This window comes from Mycobacterium sp. (genome assembly GCF_040398885.1).
GTDB lineage: Bacteria > Actinomycetota > Actinomycetes > Mycobacteriales > Mycobacteriaceae > Mycobacterium.
The window spans coordinates 1-15987 of the sequence record NZ_JBBATF010000059.1; the positions used below are offsets into that span (position 1 = coordinate 1).

Below are 15987 nucleotides of genomic sequence, written 5' to 3' on the forward strand. Positions count from 1 at the left end.
GCCGGCGTGCACGACGTGCTGGCCAAGTCGCTGGGCAGCGACAACGCGATCAACGTGGTGCATGCCACCGTGGCCGCGCTGAAGATGCTGCAGCGCCCCGAGGAGGTGGCCGCCCGCCGCGGTCTGCCGATCGAAGACGTGGCGCCCGCGGGCATGCTCAAGGCGCGTCGCGAGAGCGAGGCGGCACTGGCGGCCGCCGCGCGTGAAGGAAGCGCATAGCCATGGCCCAGAACGAATCAGCACAGCTCAAGATCACCCAGGTGCGTGGCACCGTCGGCGCGCGCTGGAAGCAGCGTGAGACCCTGCGGACCCTGGGCCTGAAGAAGATTCGCCAGTCGGTGGTCCGCGAGGACAACCCGCAGACCCGCGGGCTGATCAACGTCGTGCATCACCTCGTGGAAGTTGAAGAGGTGAACTCATGAGCGACGGCACCGACAGCGTCATCAAGTTGCACGACCTGCGCCCGGCCCCGGGTGAGAAGAAGGCCAAGACCCGCGTCGGCCGCGGTGAGGGCTCAAAGGGCAAGACCGCCGGTCGCGGCACCAAGGGAACCAAGGCCCGCAAGAACGTGCCGGTGGTCTTCGAGGGCGGGCAGATGCCGATTCACATGCGGCTGCCCAAGCTCAAGGGGTTCAAGAACCGTTTCCGCACCGAGTACGCGGTGGTCAACCTCGGCGACATCAGCCGGCTGTTCCCGGCCGGCGGCGACGTCGGCGTCGCGGATCTGGTCGCCAAGGGCGCGGTTCGGAAGAACGAACTGGTCAAGGTGCTCGGCGATGGCAAGCTGACGGTGCGGGTCAACCTGACCGCACACAAGTTCAGCGGCAGCGCCCGCGAGAAGATCACCGCGGCCGGGGGATCGGCCACCGAGGTCTCCTGACCCGGTCGCTGTTCCCACTGTTCCCCGCGAGCAGACGCAAAGGCCCCGCACGCCTCGGCGTGTCGGGGCCCTTTGCGTCTGCTCGCGCGGGAAACGTAGCCTCGGATCATGCCTTCCTTCCTGCCCGGCGTTCCCGACGACCTGCGCGGACTGGCCCGCCGCGTGGACACCGCCCGCCACCGCGGCGTGCCCGACGGCTGCATCCTCGAACTGAACCTGCAATCCGCGCCCCCGGAGACCGCCGGATTCGACCCGCTGAGGCTGCTCACCGGCGCGGGCCGGCCGATGACCCTGCGCGACGCCGTCGCCGCCATCCATCGCGGCGCCGACGACGATCGGATAGCGGGAATGATTGCCCGCGTGCAGCTTTCGGCCGCCGCGCCTGCAGCGGTCCAGGAACTGCGGGACGCGGTCGTCGCCTTCGCCAAGGTCAAACCCTCGCTGGCGTGGGCCGAGACCTACCCGGGGACGCTGTCCTACTACCTGGCCTCGGCGTTCGGTGAGGTATGGATGCAGCCGTCGGGCACAGTCGGGTTGGTCGGCTTCGCCACCCACGCGCTGTTCCTGCGGGACGCGCTGGACAAGGCCGGCGTCCAGGCGCAGTTCGTGGCCCGCGGCGAGTACAAGTCGGCGGCCAACCTCTTCACCCAGGACCGCTACACCGACGCCCACCGGGAGGCCGACAGCCGGCTCATCGAGAGCCTGCAGACCCAGGTGTGGCAGGGCATCGCCGAGGCCCGCGGCCTGGACAACGCCGCGCTGAACGTGCTCGCCGACCGGGCCCCGTTGCTGCGCGACGACGCGTGCGAGGCGAAGCTGTTGGATCGCATCGGTTTTCGCGACGAGGCGTATCTGCGGATCGCCGAACTGGTCGGCTCGCAAGGCCTCGACGATCCGGACTCCGACGACGCGCCGCCCCGCCTGTTGCTGTCCCGCTACGCCCAGACTCGGACCGGCGGGCCGTCCGTCCCGGGCCGCCCGGGCAAACCGGCCATCGCGGTGGTGACGGTCGCCGGTCCCATCGTCAGCGGCCGCGGCGGTCCGCAGGGGATCCCGCTGTCGCGGAGCAGCGCCGGGGCGGACACCATCGCCGCTGCGCTGCGCGAAGCCGCCGCCGACGATTCGGTGAAGGCGGTGGTGCTGCGGGTGGACAGCCCGGGCGGGGCGGTCACCGGATCGGAGACGATCTGGCGGGAGGTGCAACGGGTGCGCGAGGGCGGCAAGCCCGTGGTCGCCTCGATGGGCGGGGTCGCGGCCTCCGGGGGCTACTACATCGCGATGGCCGCCGACAAGATCGTCGCCAACCCCGGTACCGTCACCGGTTCGATCGGGGTGGTGACCGGAAAACTCGTCGCCCGTGAGCTCAAGGACCGGCTCGGGGTCGGCTCGGATGCGGTACGCACCAACGTCAATGCCGACGCCTGGTCGGTGGACGCGCCGTTCACCGATGACCAGCGCGCGATGGTCGAGGCCGAAGCCGACCTGTTCTACGACGACTTCGTGCGCCGGGTGGCGCAGGCGCGGGGGATGACGGTCGCCGACGTCGACGCGGTGGCCCGGGGGCGGATCTGGACCGGCGCCGACGCGCTCGAGCGGGCACTGGTCGACGAGTTGGGCGGCCTGCGCGCCGCGGTGCGGCGGGCGAAGGTGCTCGCCGGCCTTGTTGCCGACGCCAAGGTGGCACTGAAGGCCTTCCCGGGCGCGTCGGTGCGCGATTACCTGCGACCCAGGGCATCCTCGCAGCCGGCCGCATCACTGTCCGACGCCGCCGCCGGACTGCTCGGCTCGGCGTTCACCGGCCTGATCCAGCGCGGCGAGCAATCCCTGAGTGGCAGCACGGCGCTGTGGCTGGGGGACTGGCGTTTCTAGCGGGTGGCGCTGACGTAGGTGATCTCACCGAGGGGGTCGTAATCACCCCGGTTCGGCGGCTGCAAACCGGCGCGGGCGAACAGTTCGTCGCCGGGCACCCCGGTGACCTGCCAGCCGGCGCCGCGCAGATACTCCATGACGTTATTGCGCGGCCCGGAGTAGATCAGTGCGGGCATGTCGAGATCGAGGCCGCGCTCCCGCAGGTTCGCCGACATCTCCCCGGCCCGCTCGGCGTCGAAATCGACTATGCCCGGGACGTATTCGGTGGCCGCCGCACTGCCGGGGGCGCTCAGCGCGGTGATCGTGTCGACCAGCCGGTCCTGGGCGTCGGGCGGCAGGTAGATCAGCAGACCTTCGGCCAGCCAGGCGGTCGGCGTCGCGGGGTCGAAGCCGGCCGAGCTCAGCGCGGCGGGCCAGTCGCCCCGCAGATCCACACCCACCGTCCTACGGTCGGCGGTGGGCTCGGCGCCCAATGCGGACAGCGTGGCGGTCTTGAAGTCGACGACGGCGGGCTGGTCGATCTCGTAGACGACGGTGCCCGGGGGCCAGGGCAGTCGATAGGCCCGGGAGTCCAGTCCCGCGGCCAGGATCACCGCCTGCCGGATCCCCGACGCCGTCGCACGGATGCAGTGATCGTCGAAGAACCGGGTGCGCATCGCCATTCCGGCGATCATCGCCTCTGTTCGCTCCGCCCCGTCGTCGCCGAAAGGTGAGCTCGCCAGGCGGCCGTCGAGCAAGTCGGTGAAGAACGGGATGCCCACCGCGCGAACCAGCGGCTCGGCGAACGGGTCGTCGATCAGCCGGCGGTCCGGCCGGCTGGCCATCGCCCGGCCGGCGGCCACCATGGTCGCGGTGGCTCCCACGCCGGAGGCCAGATCCCAGGAATCGCCCTCGCTGCGGCTGGCGGTCATGCGGCCTTCTTCCGGATCGGCGGGGTTTGGTTAGCCAACATAATCATCCCACCCGGCGTTCCGCGGGTCGAGGCCGGGACGATTCCCGGCCGGCCTCGGGTAACTGTTAGTCTCGTAGACTGATCAGGCGCGCTGAAGCGTGCGTTGACCAAGGATTACCGCCAACGCTGGCCAGCCCAGCCGCACCGGCACGTCGCGACCCTATTGCGGCTGCCCAGGAGGAAGAGTGCTCTCGGCTTTCATCTCGTCGCTGCGGACAGCCGACCTTCGGCGGAAGATTCTCTTCACCCTGGGCATCGTGATCCTGTACCGGGCCGGCGCCACGCTGCCTTCGCCCGGAGTGAACTACGGCAATGTGCAGCAGTGCATCAACGAGGTCAGCGGCGGCGCCGGAGCGCAGATCTATTCGCTGATAAACCTGTTCTCCGGCGGCGCGCTCCTGCAGCTGTCGGTGTTCGCCGTTGGCGTCATGCCCTACATCACCGCGAGCATCATCGTGCAGTTGCTCACCGTGGTGATCCCGCGCTTCGAGGAGTTGCGCAAAGAAGGACAAGCGGGCCAAGCGAAGATGACGCAGTACACCCGCTACCTGTCCATCGCGCTGGCGCTTCTGCAGGCCACCAGCATCGTGGCGCTGGCCGCCAACGGCGGTCTGCTGCCGAACTGCTCGGTGGACGTCCTGGACAGCAAGGCGATCTTCCCGCTTATCGTCATCGTGCTGGTCATGACCGCCGGCGCCGCCCTGGTGATGTGGATGGGCGAACTGGTCACCGAACGGGGCATCGGCAACGGCATGTCGCTGCTGATCTTCGCCGGTATCGCCGCCGCCATCCCGGCCGAGGGCAAGTCCATCCTGGACACCCGCGGCGGCCCCGTGTTCGCCGCGGTCTGCGTCGCAGCCCTGGCGATCATCATCGGCGTGGTGTTCGTCGAGCAGGGCCAACGCCGCATCCCTGTGCAGTACGCCAAGCGCATGGTGGGCCGGAGGATGTACGGCGGCACCTCGACGTACCTGCCGTTGAAGGTCAACCAGGCCGGCGTCATCCCGGTCATCTTCGCCTCATCGCTGATCTACATCCCGCACCTGATCACCCAGCTCATCCAGAGCGGCCGCGGCGGCCCCGGAAACGGCTGGTGGGACCGGTTCGTCGCCGAGCACCTCACCAACCCGGCCGACCCCATCTACGTCGTGATCTACTTCGGCCTGATCATCTTCTTCACCTATTTCTACGTCTCGATCACCTTCAACCCCGAAGAACGAGCCGACGAGATGAAGAAGTTCGGCGGCTTCATCCCCGGCATCCGCCCCGGTAAACCCACCGCGGACTATCTGAGCTACGTACTGAACCGGATCACCCTTCCCGGCTCGATCTACCTCGGCATCATCGCAGTGCTGCCAAACCTGTTCCTCCAAGTGGGCAACAGCGGTAGCGTGCAGAACCTGCCGTTCGGCGGTACGGCGGTGCTGATCATGATCGGCGTCGGCCTCGACACGGTTAAGCAGATCGAGAGCCAGCTGATGCAGCGCAACTACGAAGGGTTCCTCAAGTGAGAGTCGTCCTGTTGGGGCCGCCGGGGGCGGGCAAGGGGACCCAGGCGGTCAGGTTGGCCGAGAAGCTGGGCGTCCCGCACATCTCGACCGGTGATCTGTTCCGGGACAACATCAGCAACGGCACCGAGCTGGGCGTGCGGGCCAAGCACTACCTGGACGCCGGGGAGCTGGTACCCACCAGCCTGACCAATGACCTGGTCGACGACCGGCTCAACGATTCCGACGCGGCCGCCGGGTTCATCCTCGACGGGTTCCCCCGCACCATCGACCAGGCCCGGGCGCTGCACGACATGCTGGAGCGACGCGGCTCCAAGCTGGACGCCGTGCTCGAGTTGCGGGTGCCCGAGGAGGTGCTCGTCGAGCGCCTCGCCGCCCGCGGCCGGGCCGACGACACCGAGGACGTGATCCGCAACCGGTTCCGGGTCTACCGCGACGAGACCGCGCCGCTGCTGGACTACTACGAGAACGAGCACGAGTTGAAGACGGTCGACGCCGTCGGCACCCTCGACGAGGTCTTCGATCGGGCTCTGCACCTGCTCGGCCGCTGACCTTGGTCTCCCTGCCCGGATTGCGCGGCCGGAAAACGGTGCCGGCCCGAACCGCCGGTGAGCTCGACGCGATGGCGGCCGCCGGTGCGGTGGTCGCCGCCGCACTGCGGGCCGTCCGGGAGGCCGCCGAACCCGGGGTCTGCACCAAAGATCTCGACGATGTCGCCGAAACCGTCATCCGGGAGGCCGGCGGGACGCCGTCGTTCCTGGGTTATCACGGGTTCCCGGCGAGCATCTGTTCCTCGGTGAACGACCGGGTCGTGCACGGCATCCCCTCGGTCGCCGAGGAACTGGTCTACGGCGACCTGGTGTCGATCGACTGCGGCGCGATCCTGGACGGCTGGCACGGTGACGCCGCGGTCACCTTCGGGGTCGGTGGGCTGATCCCCGCCGACGAGGCGCTCTCGGCGGCCACCCGGGCGGCCATGGAGGCCGGTATCGCGGCGATGATCCCCGGCAACCGGCTGACCGACGTCTCACACGCCATCGAGAAAGGCACCCGTGCGGCCGAGCACGCCCAAGGCCGCCGGTACGGGATCGTCGCCGGCTACGGCGGCCACGCCATCGGCCGCCAGATGCACATGGACCCGTTCCTGCCCAACGAGGGCGAACCCGGTCGCGGGCCGTTTCTGGTGGCCGGTTCGGTGCTGGCCATCGAGCCGATGCTGACCCTCGGCACCACCGCAACCCGCATCCTCGAGGACGATTGGACGGTGGTCACCACCGACGGTTCCCGTGCCGCGCACTGGGAGCACACCGTCGCGGTGACCGACGACGGCCCGCGGATCCTGACGGTCTGAGCCGTGAGTGATCCCATCGCCGCGGCGAGGACCAACTGGGAGCGCGCAGGCTGGGGGGACGTCGCCGAGGGCATGGTTGCGGTGACATCGGTCATGCGGGCACACCAGATCCTGCTGGCCCGGGTGGAGAACGCGCTGCGCCCCTACGACCTGAGCTTCTCCCGGTTCGAGTTGTTGCGACTGCTGGCCTTCAGTCGCTCCGGGGCACTGCCCATCACCAAGGCCTCCGACCGATTGCAGGTCCACGTGACCAGCGTCACCCACGCCATCCGCCGCCTGGAAACCGACGGCCTGGTGCAGCGCGTACCGCATCCCACCGACGGCCGCACCACCCTGGTGCAGATCACCGATCTTGGGCGTTCAACGGTCGAGGACGCCACCGTCACGCTCAATCGGCAGGTGTTCGCCGATATCGGGATGTCGCCGGATCAAGCGCGGGCCCTGGTCAGTGCGATCGAAACCCTGCGCCGAAACGTCGGTGACTTCTGACGAGGAGATCTGCTCATGTATGAAGTTGCAGGACAGGATAATTCGCCGAAGCCCGTCGTGCTGTTGCGCCGACTGCGAAATCGGATGAAGGGATCGCGCGGTGCGGGAGGCACTGCGCGAGATCTGGAGACTGCCCTGCAGTCAGCCCCTGGGAGGGGATCATCGAAGCTGATGAATCGGTTGGGGCGCTGCATGCCCTCCCGTTCCACCTATCTCGAAATCGGAGTGGCGAGAGGAAAGACATTCGTATCGGTCGACCTGCCGTTCAAGTGGGGTGTCGACCCACACCCGAGGTTGGATCTGAACCTGCTGCCGCCGGGTTGCCGGTTTTCATCGTGCGGTTCGGACGAATTCTTCGACAACCTCGACCCCGGCATACGGTTCGACCTGATCTACCTCGACGGCCTGCACCACTGGCATCAGACCTACCGGGATCTTCTGAACTGCTTCGATCATGCCCATCCACACACCGTCATCGTCGTCGACGACGTGGTTCCCTGCGACGAATACTCCGCACGGACCGACCGGGCCGCCGCGCTGGCGGCCCGCCATGCCACCGGCGATACCAGCCGCGCGTGGCACGGTGACGTGTACAAGGTGATGTTCGCCCTCCGCGACTATCACCCGCAACTCGAGTTTCGCGTCATCGCCGACGGGGCGAATCCGCAGGCGGTCATCTGGAGCCCGGCCGGTTTCGCCAGGGAGGACCGGCGAGCCGTGGCGGATGCCGACTCCTACTCGGAGCAGACGTACTCCACCGTGTTCACAGACGGACTGCCGCCCGCCTGGTTCCGGTGCGTCACTGAGGACGAGGCTGTGCGGGCGCTCAGCGCAGCGTCTCGATCACCGCGCTGAAGTCCAGTCCGGCGTGCTCCTCGGCGAAGGCGGCGTAGATCTGTGCGGCGTGGCTGCCCAGCGGGGCCGAGGCCCCGGTGGAGGCCACCGCGTCCATCGCCAGCCCGAGGTCCTTGTTCATCAGCGCGGTGGCGAACCCGGGCCTGAATTCGTTGTTGGCCGGCGACGTCGGCACCGGGCCGGGAACCGGGCAGTTGGTGTGCACCGCCCAGCAGTTGCCCGTCGCGCCGGTGACCACGTCGAACAGCGACTGCGCCGACAGGCCGAGTTTCTCGGCGAGGACGAAAGCCTCGCCGACGGCGATCTGCTGCACCGCCAGCAGCATGTTGTTGCACAGCTTGGCTGCCTGCCCGGACCCGGACTTGCCGCAGTGAATGATCTTGCCCGCCATGGCCTCCAGCACCGGCCGGGCCCGCTCGAGGGCCTCGGCGTCGCCGCCGACCATGAAGGCCAGGGTGCCGGCGGCGGCGCCCTTGACGCCGCCGGAGACCGGAGCGTCGAGTTGGGAGAAGCCGCGCTCGTCGGCGTAGCCGTTGATCTGGCGGGCGTCGTTGACGGAGATGGTGGAACTGTCGATGAACAACGCGCCCGCGGCGGCGGCCGGCATGACCTCCGCGTAGCTCTCCTTGACCAGGGTGCCGTTGGGCAGCATGGTGATCACCACATCGGCGCCCCGGACCGCCTCAGCCCCGGTGTCGCAGAGGGTGACGCCCTGGCCGGCCGCCGCCTCGCGGGCGGCGGGCACCGGGTCGAAGCCGTGCACGGTGTAGCCGGCGTTGACCAGGTTGCCGGCCATCGGCGTGCCCATGTTGCCCAGTCCCAGGAACGCGATCGTGGTCATGTGTCTCCCTGTCGTTCGGTTGGGCGCCAGGCCGGTTAAGCCCCGGCGCGGGCGCGGGTGGCCTCGGCGCGGCCGATCACCACGCGCATGATCTCGTTGGTGCCCTCCAGGATCCGGTGCACCCGGAGGTCGCGGACGATCTTCTCCAGTCCGTACTCGCGCAGGTAGCCGTACCCGCCGAGCAGTTGCAGCGCGCGATCGGCGACGTCGTAGCAGGAGTCGGTGACGTGCAGTTTGGCCATCGCGCACAGCGTGACCTTGTCGGCCTCGTCGTCGTCCAGAGCGGCCGCCGCCCGCCACAGCATCAATCGGGAGGTCTCCAGGGCGGTGGCCATGTCGGCCAGCGCGAACCGGATGGTCGGCTCGTCGATCAGCGCAGACCCGAAGGCGTGCCGGTCCACCAGATACTTCGCCGCCTTGTCATAGGCCGCCTGGGCGCCGCCGAGCGAGCATGCGGCGATGTTGAGCCGTCCGCCGTTGAGACCGTTCATCGCGATCCCGAAACCGGTGCCCTCGGACTCCGGGCCGCCGATCAGGGCGTCGGCGGGAACCCGGACACCTTCGAGGATGACCTGTGCGGTGGGCTGGGCGTTCCAGCCCATCTTCTCCTCGTTGGCGCCGAAACTCAATCCCGGAGTGCCCTTTTCGACGATGAAGGCCGAGATGCCGCGCGGTCCGTCGGCGCCGGTGCGCGCCATGACGACGTAGACGTCCGAGCTGCCGGCGCCGGAGATGAACTGCTTGACGCCGTCCAGGACATAGTGATCGCCGTCGCGAACGGCCTTGGTGCGCAGCGCCGCGGCGTCCGACCCGGCGCCGGGTTCGGTCAGGCAGTAGCTGGCGATCAGTTCCATCGACGCCAGACGCGGTATCCAGGACTTGCGTTGCTCGGGGGTCCCGTAGGTGTCGATCATCCACGCGCACATGTTGTGGATCGAGATGAACGACGCGATCACCGGATCGGCGACCGAGAGCTGTTCGAAGATCCGCACCGCGTCCAGTCGGCGCAGACCGCTGCCGCCGACGTCCTCGCCGCAGTAGACGGCACCCATGCCCAGCTCGGCGGACTCCCGCAGCACATCGACCGGGAAGTGTTTGGTCTTGTCCCACTCCAGGGCATGCGGGGCAAGGCGTTTGGCCGCGAAGGCTGCGGCGGTGTCGGTGATGACCCGTTCGTCTTCGTCCAATGTGAAGTTCATCGCGGGCACATCACTTCATGGTCGGGATGACGAACTCCGCGCCATCCTTGATGCCCGACGGCCAGCGCTCGGTGATGGTCTTGACCTTGGTGTAGAACTGGATCGACGTCGGTCCGTGCTGATTGAGGTCGCCGAAACCGGACCGCTTCCACCCGCCGAAGGTGTGGTAGGCCACCGGGACCGGGATCGGGACGTTGACCCCGACCATGCCGACCTGCACCCGGGAGACGAAGTCGCGGGCGGTGTCGCCGTCACGGGTGAAGATCGCCACGCCGTTGCCGTACTCGTGCTCGTTGGGCAGCTTGAGGGCCTCCTCGTAGTTCTTGGCCCGCACGATGCACACCACCGGACCGAAGATCTCGTCGGTGTAGATCGACATGTCGGTGGTGACGTGGTCGAACAGGGTGGGCCCGATGAAGAACCCACCCTCGAGGCTCTCGTCGCCGAAAGTCAGTTCGGCGCTGGCTTTCTCGCGGCCGTCGACGACGATTTCCGCGCCCTCGGCGACGCCCGCGTCGATGTAGCCGCGCACCCGGTCCAGGGCGGCCTCGGTGACCAGTGGTCCGTAATCGGCCTTGGGGTCCAGGCTGTGGCCGACCCGCAGGTGCTCGACCCGTTCGGCCAGCCTGTTGCGCAACCGGTTCGCGGTCTCCTCGCCGACCGCCACCGCGACGCTGATCGCCATGCACCGCTCGCCGGCGCTGCCGTAGCCCGCGCCGACGAGTGCGTCGACGGCCTGGTCCAGATCGGAGTCGGGCATCACGATCATGTGGTTCTTGGCGCCGCCGAAGCACTGCGCGCGCTTGCCGTGCGCGGCGGCCCCGGAGTAGATGTACTGCGCGATGTCGGAGGAGCCGACGAAGCCCACGGCCTTGATGTCGGGGTGGGCCAGGATGGCGTCCACCGCCTCCTTGTCACCCTGCACGACCTGGAACACCCCCGGCGGCAGACCTGCCTCGAGGAATAGTTCGGCCAACCGCAGCGGCACCGAGGGATCGCGCTCGGAGGGCTTGAGGATGAAGGCGTTGCCGCACGCCAGTGCCGGGCCGGCCTTCCACAGCGGGATCATCGCCGGGAAGTTGAACGGGGTGATACCGGCGACCACGCCGAGTGGCTGGCGGATGGAGTAGACGTCGATCCCGGGGCCGGCGTTCTCGGTGAACTCGCCCTTCATCAAATGCGGTATGCCGGTGGCGAATTCGATGACCTCGACGCCGCGCTGGATGTCGCCCAGTGCATCGGCGACGGTCTTGCCGTGCTCCAGCGAGAGCAGTTCGGCGATCTCGTCGGCGTTGGCGTTGACCAACTCGATGAACTTCATCAGCACCCGGGCGCGCTTCTGCGGGTTCCACGCCGCCCATTCCCGCTGCGCCTCCACGGCGGAGGCGACGGCGGTGTCGACGTCGGCGGCCGAGGCCAGTAACACCTGGGCCTGCACCTTGCCGGTGCTGGGGTTGAACACGTCGGCGGTGCGGGTGCTGGCCAGTGGGCTGCGGCGACCGTCGATGAAGTGCTGGATCTGTGGGGTCATGTAACTGCCTTCGAAACAGGGAGGGGCGGGAATACTTGCATATCCTAGTACAGGTGTCTGCCTGCGACAAAGTCGCTTCAGACCGACCAGGTGGGCAACAGTCCCGCCGCGCGGACCTCGGCAAGCGCCGGGGCGGCGGCGTCGCGGTCGGACAGCAGCAGTTCGGACGCCGGCATCGGCCAGCCGATGCCGATCGCGGGGTCGGTCGGACAGATGGTGTGTTCGCGCACCGGGTCGTAGGGAGTCGAGCACAGGTACATCACCGTCGAGTCGTCCCGCAGGGCCAGGAAGCCGTGCGCCAGGCCCTCGGCCAGGTACACGGTGCGCCGGTCGACGTCGTCGAGCAGCACCGAGTCCCACCGGCCGTAGGTGGGGGAGCCGACCCGGATGTCGACGACGACGTCGAACACCGCGCCGCGCACGCAGGTGACGTACTTGGCCTGGCCGGGCGGCGACTCGGCGAAGTGCAGGCCCCGCATCGTCCCGGCCGCCGACACCGAGCAGTTGGCCTGCCGGACATCGAACCGGCCTCCGGTCATCGCGGCGAAGTCGCGCTCGGTGAACCACTCGAAGAAGGTCCCGCGGCCGTCCTCATGCCGCTGCGGGGTGATCTCCCAGGCGCCGGGGATGGACAACGCTCGAAATGCCATGTCACTGACCGCGTTCCGTGTAGCGGGCCTCGACCTCGGCTTTGAGCGGGCCCCACCACCACTCGTTGTCGCGGTACCAGTCGATGGTGGCCCGCAGGCCCTCGGCGAGGTCGGTGTGCTTCGGCGCCCAGTCCAGCTCGGTGCGCAGCGCCGACGCGTCGATGGCGTACCGCAGGTCGTGCCCGGCCCGGTCGGTGACGTGGTCGAAGTCGTCGGGATCGCGGTCCATCAGCCGCAGGATCAGCCGCAGCACCGAGATGTTGTCGCGTTCGCCGTCGGCGCCGATCAGATAGGTGCGTCCCGGTTGGCCGGCCTCCAGGATCCGCCAGACCGCCGCGTTGTGGTCGTCGACGTGGATCCAGTCCCGCACGTTGGCGCCGGCCCCGTACAGCTTCGGTCGCCGGCCGGTGAGCACGTTGGTGATCTGGCGCGGGATGAACTTCTCGATGTGCTGGAACGGCCCGTAGTTGTTCGAGCAGTTGGAGATGGTGGCCGCGACGCCGTATGACCGCACCCAGGCCCGCACCAGCATGTCCGCGGCGGCCTTGGTCGCCGAATAGGGGCTCGACGGGTTGTACGGGGTGGCCTCGGTGAAGCGCACCGGGTCGCCCCCCGCCGGATTTTCCAGGGGGAGGTCGCCGTAGACCTCGTCGGTGGAGACGTGGTGGAGTCGGACCCGGTGCCGGCGCACCGCCTCGAGCACCGAGAACGTCCCCACTACGTTGCTGTGCAGGAACGGCGCCGGGCCGGCCAGCGAGTTGTCGACGTGCGTCTCGGCCGCGAAGTGCACCACCGCGTCGGACTCGGCCACCAGCCGGTCGACCAGCGCGGTGTCGACGAGGTCGCCCTCCACCAGTCGGACCGCCTCGCCCAGGCCCTCCAGCGCCGGCCGGCTGCCGGCGTAGGTCAGGGCGTCCAGCACCGTCACGGTGACCCCGGGGCGCTCGGCGACGGTGCGGTGGGTGAAGTTCGCGCCGATGAATCCGGCGCCGCCGGTGACCAGCAGCCGCATCCTTCGACCATATCGGGGAAGGGCGCCATTTTGGCGAGCGGGCGGCGAGCGGGTATCGTGGGGCAACGGTGCGGTATCGCGCCGGCTCTTGCGTGCCCAGTCCGGGAACATCCACCCCGCCCCGGGAGACCCACGTCGTGCAGTCGGGCGGACGCTGCCAACCAGACAACGTAGAGATTTTAGTGAGGATATGGGCAAGAAAGACGGTGCCATCGAGGTCGAGGGCCGGGTGGTCGAGCCTCTGCCCAATGCGATGTTCCGCATTGAGCTGGAGAACGGCCACAAGGTGCTCGCCCACATCAGCGGCAAGATGCGGCAGCACTACATCCGCATCCTGCCCGAGGACCGGGTCGTGGTGGAGCTCTCCCCCTACGACCTGACCCGGGGCCGCATCGTCTACCGGTACAAGTAAGCCCGTATCCACGAACGACTTGAGTAGAACAGGATCAACGAGCCGTGAAGGTGAACCCGAGCGTCAAGCCGATCTGCGACAAGTGCAGGGTGATCCGCCGGCATGGGCGGGTCATGGTGATCTGCTCCGATCCGCGCCACAAGCAGCGCCAGGGCTAGACGTCCGACGGCGATGCGGGCCGCCAAGCCGGCCCGACACAACTGAATGCAGACCTCCCAGAACCACCACCCCGGGACGCGGGGTGTCACGTCCGGAACGGAGGCCGGACCCCGAAAGCGCAAGCCGAGGGAACGGTCTGGGAACGACACCTCCGCATAGAAGAAGGAATACAGCCCTGTGGCACGTCTAGTGGGCGTCGATCTTCCGCGCGACAAGCGCATGGAGATCGCGCTGACCTACATTTTCGGCATCGGCCGTACCCGCTCCCAGGAGATTCTGGCGGCCACCGGTATCGACCGGGACCTGCGGAGCAAGGACCTCACCGACGATCAGCTGACCCAGCTGCGCGACTACATCGAGGGCAACCTCAAGGTCGAGGGCGACCTGCGCCGCGAGGTGCAGGCCGACATCCGGCGCAAGATCGAGATCGGCTGCTACCAGGGTCTGCGGCACCGGCGCGGGCTGCCGGTGCGCGGCCAGCGGACCAAGACCAACGCGCGAACCCGCAAGGGCCCGAAGCGCACCATCGCCGGCAAGAAGAAGGCTAAGTAACCATGGCACCTCCTAAGAAGGCCGCCTCCGGCGCCAAGAAGGCCAAGACCACCCGCCGCAGGGAGAAGAAGAACGTCCCGCACGGCGCCGCCCACATCAAGAGCACGTTCAACAACACGATCGTGTCGATCACCGACCCGCAGGGCAACGTGATCGCGTGGGCCTCCTCGGGTCACGTCGGCTTCAAGGGCTCGCGCAAGTCCACCCCGTTCGCCGCACAGCTGGCCGCCGAGAACGCCGCCCGCAAGGCTCAGGAGCACGGCGTCAAGAAGGTCGACGTGTTCGTCAAGGGTCCGGGCTCCGGCCGGGAGACCGCGATCCGCTCGCTGCAGGCGGCCGGCCTCGAGGTGGGCGCGATTTCCGATGTCACGCCGCAGCCGCACAACGGTTGCCGTCCGCCCAAGCGGCGCCGGGTCTAGGGAGGAATTGAGTTATGGCTCGTTACACCGGATCTGCCACCCGCAAGTCGCGCCGGCTCGGCGTCGACCTCGTCGGCGGCGACCAGTCCTTCGAGAAGCGCCCCTACCCGCCCGGCCAGCACGGCCGCGCGCGGATCAAGGAGAGCGAATACCGCACCCAGCTGCAGGAGAAGCAGAAGGCCCGCTTCACCTACGGCGTCATGGAGAAGCAGTTCCGCCGTTACTACGAAGAGGCCAATCGCCAGACCGGTAAGACCGGCGAGAACCTGCTGCGAATCCTGGAGAGCCGGCTGGACAACGTCGTGTACCGGGCCGGGCTGGCCCGGACCCGGCGGATGGCCCGCCAGCTGGTCAGCCACGGGCACTTCACCGTCAACGGGGTGAAGGTCAACGTCCCGAGCTACCGGGTGTCGCAGTACGACATCGTCGACGTTCGCGACAACTCGCTGAACACCGTGCCGTTCCAGATCGCCCGGGAGGTGGCGGGCGACCGCCCGATCCCGGCCTGGCTGCAGGTGGTCGGCGAGCGCCAGCGCATCCTGGTCCACCAGTTGCCCGAGCGCGCCCAGATCGACGTCCCGCTCACCGAGCAGCTCATCGTCGAGTTCTACTCGAAGTAACCCGCCCGCGGGGGGCGAGCCCCCCGCGTACCCCCCAAGAGATGGACGGCCCCTTCGGGGGCTCACATCGGAGAAAAACCCAAACGGCATCAAATAGCGGGTGCCGAGAAGGAGATGGAAACCGCCATGCTGATCTCTCAGCGACCCACACTCAGCGAAGAGACCCTCGCCGAGAACCGCTCACAGTTCGTCATCGAACCGCTGGAGCCGGGATTCGGCTACACCCTCGGCAATTCGCTGCGCCGCACGCTGCTGTCGTCCATCCCGGGCGCGGCCGTCACCAGCATCCGCATCGACGGCGTGCTGCACGAGTTCACCACCGTGCCCGGCGTCAAGGAGGACGTCACCGACATCATCCTGAACCTCAAGGGTCTGGTCGTCTCCTCCGACGAGGACGAGCCGGTCACCATGTACCTGCGCAAGCAGGGTCCCGGCGTGGTCACCGCGGGCGACATCGTGCCGCCGGCCGGGGTCAGCGTGCACAACCCGGACATGCACATCGCGACCCTGAACGACAAGGGCAAGCTGGAGATCGAACTCGTCGTCGAGCGCGGCCGCGGTTACGTGCCGGCCGTCATGAACAAGGCCTCGGGCGCGGAGATCGGCCGTATCCCGGTCGACTCGATCTACTCCCCGGTGCTCAAGGTGACCTACAAGGTGGAGGCCACCCGCGTCGAGCAGCGCACCG

At 68.3% G+C, this 15987-nt stretch carries 20 protein-coding genes and 1 pseudogene; 15 read left to right on the plus strand and 6 right to left on the minus strand.

Annotation, left to right across the window (positions count from 1 at the left end; all coding sequences use genetic code 11):
- The 4 genes and pseudogenes from ADBZ5U_RS07635 to sppA all read left to right on the plus strand — a co-directional run.
- Positions 1 to 219 (plus strand): annotated as a pseudogene (locus ADBZ5U_RS07635) (30S ribosomal protein S5); the annotation flags it as partial.
- A gap of 2 nt (positions 220 to 221) precedes the next feature.
- Positions 222 to 422 carry a 50S ribosomal protein L30 gene (gene rpmD / locus ADBZ5U_RS07640; RefSeq protein ID WP_526264032.1) on the plus strand — a complete coding sequence of 67 codons (201 nt, stop codon included), beginning with the start codon at positions 222 to 224 and terminating at the stop codon, positions 420 to 422.
- On the plus strand, positions 419 to 880 hold the full coding sequence (gene rplO, locus ADBZ5U_RS07645; protein WP_526264034.1) for a 50S ribosomal protein L15: 462 nt from the start codon (positions 419 to 421) through the stop codon (positions 878 to 880). Before rpmD ends, rplO begins: the two co-directional genes overlap by 4 nt.
- A 108-nt stretch (positions 881 to 988) precedes the next feature.
- The gene (gene sppA / locus ADBZ5U_RS07650; RefSeq protein WP_526264036.1) at positions 989 to 2749 is read left to right on the plus strand and encodes a signal peptide peptidase SppA; all 1761 of its coding nucleotides are present in this window, start codon (positions 989 to 991) and stop codon (positions 2747 to 2749) included.
- On the opposite strand, the gene ADBZ5U_RS07655 is transcribed toward sppA, so the two are convergent.
- A complete protein-coding gene (locus ADBZ5U_RS07655; protein WP_526264038.1) occupies positions 2746 to 3660 on the minus strand; it encodes an SAM-dependent methyltransferase in 915 nt (304 codons plus the stop codon). The genes sppA and ADBZ5U_RS07655 overlap by 4 nt on opposite strands.
- A 226-nt stretch (positions 3661 to 3886) precedes the next feature.
- Here ADBZ5U_RS07655 and secY point away from each other — a divergent pair, with 226 nt between their 5' ends.
- The 5 genes from secY to ADBZ5U_RS07680 all read left to right on the plus strand — a co-directional run bounded on the left by secY (position 3887) and on the right by ADBZ5U_RS07680 (position 7904).
- A complete protein-coding gene (gene secY / locus ADBZ5U_RS07660; RefSeq protein WP_526264040.1) occupies positions 3887 to 5212 on the plus strand; it encodes a preprotein translocase subunit SecY in 1326 nt (441 codons plus the stop codon).
- Positions 5209 to 5760, plus strand: coding sequence for an adenylate kinase (locus tag ADBZ5U_RS07665; protein WP_526264042.1), 552 nt, complete (start codon positions 5209 to 5211; stop codon positions 5758 to 5760). The genes secY and ADBZ5U_RS07665 overlap by 4 nt, the downstream gene beginning before the upstream one ends.
- Before the next feature lie 2 nt (positions 5761 to 5762).
- A complete protein-coding gene (gene map, locus ADBZ5U_RS07670) occupies positions 5763 to 6560 on the plus strand; it encodes a type I methionyl aminopeptidase (protein WP_526264044.1) in 798 nt (265 codons plus the stop codon).
- A gap of 3 nt (positions 6561 to 6563) precedes the next feature.
- Entirely contained in the window at positions 6564 to 7049 is a 486-nt protein-coding gene (locus ADBZ5U_RS07675; RefSeq protein ID WP_526264046.1) for a MarR family winged helix-turn-helix transcriptional regulator, read from the plus strand.
- 192 nt (positions 7050 to 7241) lie between these two features.
- Positions 7242 to 7904: a class I SAM-dependent methyltransferase gene (locus ADBZ5U_RS07680; RefSeq protein ID WP_526264048.1), complete on the plus strand. Its 663-nt coding sequence runs from the start codon at positions 7242 to 7244 to the stop codon at positions 7902 to 7904.
- On the opposite strand, the gene mmsB is transcribed toward ADBZ5U_RS07680, so the two are convergent.
- The 5 genes from mmsB to rfbB all read right to left on the minus strand — a co-directional run bounded on the left by mmsB (position 7876) and on the right by rfbB (position 13137).
- Positions 7876 to 8745: a 3-hydroxyisobutyrate dehydrogenase gene (gene mmsB, locus ADBZ5U_RS07685; protein ID WP_526264050.1), complete on the minus strand. Its 870-nt coding sequence runs from the start codon at positions 8743 to 8745 to the stop codon at positions 7876 to 7878. The two genes, ADBZ5U_RS07680 and mmsB, sit on opposite strands and share 29 nt — an antisense overlap.
- 35 nt (positions 8746 to 8780) lie before the next feature.
- Positions 8781 to 9944: an acyl-CoA dehydrogenase family protein gene (locus ADBZ5U_RS07690; RefSeq protein WP_526264052.1), complete on the minus strand. Its 1164-nt coding sequence runs from the start codon at positions 9942 to 9944 to the stop codon at positions 8781 to 8783.
- Positions 9945 to 9954: 10 nt separating this feature from the next.
- Positions 9955 to 11475 carry a CoA-acylating methylmalonate-semialdehyde dehydrogenase gene (locus tag ADBZ5U_RS07695; protein WP_526264054.1) on the minus strand — a complete coding sequence of 507 codons (1521 nt, stop codon included), beginning with the start codon at positions 11473 to 11475 and terminating at the stop codon, positions 9955 to 9957.
- A gap of 77 nt (positions 11476 to 11552) precedes the next feature.
- Positions 11553 to 12125: a dTDP-4-dehydrorhamnose 3,5-epimerase gene (rfbC, locus tag ADBZ5U_RS07700; protein WP_526264056.1), complete on the minus strand. Its 573-nt coding sequence runs from the start codon at positions 12123 to 12125 to the stop codon at positions 11553 to 11555.
- A gap of 1 nt (position 12126) precedes the next feature.
- Positions 12127 to 13137 carry a dTDP-glucose 4,6-dehydratase gene (gene rfbB, locus ADBZ5U_RS07705; RefSeq protein ID WP_526264058.1) on the minus strand — a complete coding sequence of 337 codons (1011 nt, stop codon included), beginning with the start codon at positions 13135 to 13137 and terminating at the stop codon, positions 12127 to 12129.
- Between the two features lie 190 nt (positions 13138 to 13327).
- Here rfbB and infA point away from each other — a divergent pair, with 190 nt between their 5' ends.
- The 6 genes from infA to rpoA all read left to right on the plus strand — a co-directional run.
- Entirely contained in the window at positions 13328 to 13549 is a 222-nt protein-coding gene (infA, locus tag ADBZ5U_RS07710) for a translation initiation factor IF-1 (protein ID WP_213516935.1), read from the plus strand.
- Positions 13550 to 13593: 44 nt separating this feature from the next.
- Positions 13594 to 13707 (plus strand): 50S ribosomal protein L36, encoded by a 114-nt coding sequence (gene rpmJ, locus ADBZ5U_RS07715; RefSeq protein WP_003879483.1) that lies wholly within the window; start codon positions 13594 to 13596, stop codon positions 13705 to 13707.
- 178 nt (positions 13708 to 13885) lie between these two features.
- Entirely contained in the window at positions 13886 to 14260 is a 375-nt protein-coding gene (rpsM, locus tag ADBZ5U_RS07720; protein WP_526264060.1) for a 30S ribosomal protein S13, read from the plus strand.
- A gap of 2 nt (positions 14261 to 14262) precedes the next feature.
- On the plus strand, positions 14263 to 14679 hold the full coding sequence (rpsK, locus tag ADBZ5U_RS07725) for a 30S ribosomal protein S11 (protein ID WP_526264062.1): 417 nt from the start codon (positions 14263 to 14265) through the stop codon (positions 14677 to 14679).
- Positions 14680 to 14693: 14 nt separating this feature from the next.
- On the plus strand, positions 14694 to 15299 hold the full coding sequence (rpsD, locus tag ADBZ5U_RS07730; protein ID WP_526264064.1) for a 30S ribosomal protein S4: 606 nt from the start codon (positions 14694 to 14696) through the stop codon (positions 15297 to 15299).
- Positions 15300 to 15425: 126 nt separating this feature from the next.
- On the plus strand, positions 15426 to 15987 hold a 562-nt coding region (gene rpoA / locus ADBZ5U_RS07735; RefSeq protein ID WP_526264066.1), incomplete at its 3' end, for a DNA-directed RNA polymerase subunit alpha.